The 3,394-nt window shown below is 57.7% G+C and carries 1 protein-coding gene; it reads left to right on the top strand.

Going from position 1 to position 3,394, the window contains the following annotated elements; translation table 11 throughout:
- Positions 1 to 3,394, top strand: a 3,394-nt coding sequence (locus HHL14_RS32645) for a beta strand repeat-containing protein (RefSeq protein ID WP_169501718.1), incomplete at both ends; no start/stop codon positions are given.

Raw genomic sequence — 3,394 nt, 5'->3', positions numbered from 1 at the left:
ATAACGGCTCGCTGAACGTCAACGGCAGCGTGGACAACAACGGTTCGCTGAACACGAGCGGTGACAACGGTACGACCAACATTGGCGGCGACCTGAACAACAGCGGTAATGTCAGCACGACGGACAATGGCACGCTGAACGTGACGGGCAACCTGTCGAACAACGGCACGATCGATACCGACAACGGTTCGCTGAATGTCAACGGCAGCGTGGACAACAATGGTTCGTTGAACACGAGCGGAGACAACGGCACGACGAATATCGGCGGCGACCTGAACAACAGCGGCAACGTCAGCACGACGGATAACGGCACGCTGAATGTGACGGGCAACGTCTCGAACAATGAAAACGGCACGATCGACACCAGCAACGGTGGCTCGACCGATTTCAACGGAAACGTTCAGAACAACGGCACGATCGAAGCGGATAGTGGTTCGTTGACCTTTAACGGCAGCGTTGAAAACAATGGCACGCTGAATGTAACCAACGGCACCGTGAACGTGGGCAGTAATGGCTCGCTGACGACGGACAATGGCACGACCAACATCGATGGCGAGCTGAATAACGACGGCAACATCAGCACGACGGATAACGGTACGTTGAACGTGACGGGCAACGTGTCGAACAACGGCACGATGAGCACAAGCAATGGAGGCTCGACTGATATCGGTGGCAACCTGTCGAACAACGGCACGATCGAGACGGATAACGGCTCACTGAACGTCAACGGCAGCGTGAACAATAACGGCACGCTGAATACGAGCGATAACGGTACGACCAATATCGGCGGTGACCTGAACAACAGCGGCAACGTCAGCACGACGGACAACGGCACGCTGAACGTGACGGGCAACGTGTCGAACAACGGCACGATCGATACCGACAATGGCTCGCTGAACGTCAACGGCAGCGTGGACAACAACGGTTCGCTGAACACGAGCGGTGACAACGGTACGACCAACATTGGCGGCGACCTGAACAACAGCGGTAATGTCAGCACGACGGACAATGGCACGCTGAACGTGACGGGCAACGTGTCGAACGACGAAAACGGCACGATCGACACCAGCAATGGCGGTTCGACGGACATCAACGGTAGCCTGGATAACAATGGCACGGTGGACACCGACAATGGTTCGCTGAATGTCAACGGCAGCGTGGACAACAACGGTTCGTTGAACACGAGCGGTGATAACGGCACGACCAACATCGGTGGTGACCTGAACAACAGCGGAAACGTCAGCACGACGGACAATGGTACGCTGAACGTAACCGGCGACGTGTCGAACAATGGCTCGCTCGACACCAGCAACGGCGGTTCGACCGACATCAACGGCAACCTGTCGAACAACGGCACGGTGGACACCGACAACGGTTCGCTGAACGTCAACGGCAGCGTGGACAACAATGGTTCGCTGAACACGAGCGGAGACAACGGCACGACCAACATCGGTGGTGACCTGAACAACAGCGGCAACGTCAGCACGACGGACAACGGCACGCTGAACGTGACGGGCAACGTGTCGAATGACGAAAACGGCACGATCGACACCAGCAATGGTGGCTCGACAGACATCAATGGCAGCCTGTCGAACAACGGCACAGTCGATACCGACAACGGCTCGCTGAATGTCAACGGCAGCGTGGACAACAATGGTTCGCTGAACACGAGCGGTGACAACGGTACGACCAACATCGGTGGTGACCTGAACAACAGCGGCAACGTCAGCACGACGGACAACGGCACGCTGAACGTAACGGGCGACGTGTCGAACGACGAGAACGGCACGCTCGACACCAGCAACGGCGGCTCGACGGACATCAACGGCAACCTGTCGAACAACGGCACGATCGATACCGACAACGGTTCGCTGAACGTCAACGGCAGCGTGGACAACAACGGTTCGTTGAACACGACCGCTAACGGCACGACCAGTATCGGCGGCGACCTGAACAACAGCGGCAACGTCAGCACGACGGACAATGGCACGCTGAACGTGACGGGCAACGTGTCGAACGACGAGAACGGCACGCTCGACACCAGCAATGGCGGTTCGACCGACATCAACGGCAACCTGTCAAACAACGGCACGGTGGACACCGACAACGGTTCGCTGAACGTCAACGGCAGCGTGGACAACAATGGTTCGCTGAACACGAGCGGCGACAACGGCACGACCAGCATTGGCGGTGACCTGAACAACAGCGGCAACGTCAGCACGACGGACAACGGCACGCTGAACGTGACGGGCAACGTGTCGAATGACGAAAACGGCACGCTCGACACCAGCAATGGCGGTTCGACCGACATCAACGGCAACCTGTCGAACAACGGTTCGATCGATACCGACAATGGTTCGTTGAACGTGAACGGCAGCGTGGACAACAACGGTTCGTTGAACACGAGCGGAGACAACGGCACGACCAGCATCGGCGGAGACCTGAACAACAGCGGCAATGTCAGCACGACGGATAACGGCACGCTGAATGTGACGGGTAACGTGTCGAACGATGAGAACGGCACGATCGACAGCAGCAATGGCGGTTCGACTGATGTCGGTGGCAACCTGTCGAACAACGGCACGGTGGACACCGACAACGGTTCGCTGAATGTCAACGGCAGCGTGGACAACAATGGTTCGTTGAACACGAGCGGTGACAACGGCACGACCAGCATTGGTGGTGACCTGAACAACAGCGGCAATGTCAGCACGACGGACAATGGCACGCTGAACGTGACGGGCAACGTGTCGAATGACGAGAACGGCACGATCGACACCAGCAACGGCGGCTCGACGGACATCAACGGTAACCTGTCGAACAACGGCACGGTCGACACCGACAACGGCTCGCTGAACGTCAACGGCAGCGTGGACAACAATGGTTCGTTGAACACGAGCGGTGATAACGGCACGACCAGCATCGGTGGTGACCTGAACAACAGCGGCAACGTCAGCACGACAGACAATGGCACGCTGAACGTGACGGGCAACGTGTCGAATGACGAGAGCGGCACGATCGACACCAGCAATGGCGGCTCGACCGACATCGGTGGCAACCTGTCGAACAACGGCACGGTGGATACCGACAACGGTTCGCTGAATGTCAACGGCAGCGTCGACAACAATGGTTCGCTGAACACGAGCGGTGACAACGGCACGACCAGCATTGGTGGTGACCTGAACAACAGCGGCAACGTCAGCACGACCGACAACGGTTCGCTGAACGTCAACGGCAGTGTGGACAACAATGGCACGCTGAACACGACCGCTAACGGCACGACCAGTATCGGTGGTGACCTGAACAATAGCGGCAATGTCAGCACGACCGACAATGGCACGCTGAACGTGACGGGCAACGTGTCGAATGACGAAAACGGCACGATCGACACCAG

Source organism: Paraburkholderia antibiotica, assembly GCF_012927125.1.
GTDB lineage: Bacteria > Pseudomonadota > Gammaproteobacteria > Burkholderiales > Burkholderiaceae > Paraburkholderia > Paraburkholderia antibiotica.
The sequence above is the reverse complement of the archived record's forward strand: the minus strand, read 5'-3'. Positions and strand labels throughout refer to the sequence as shown.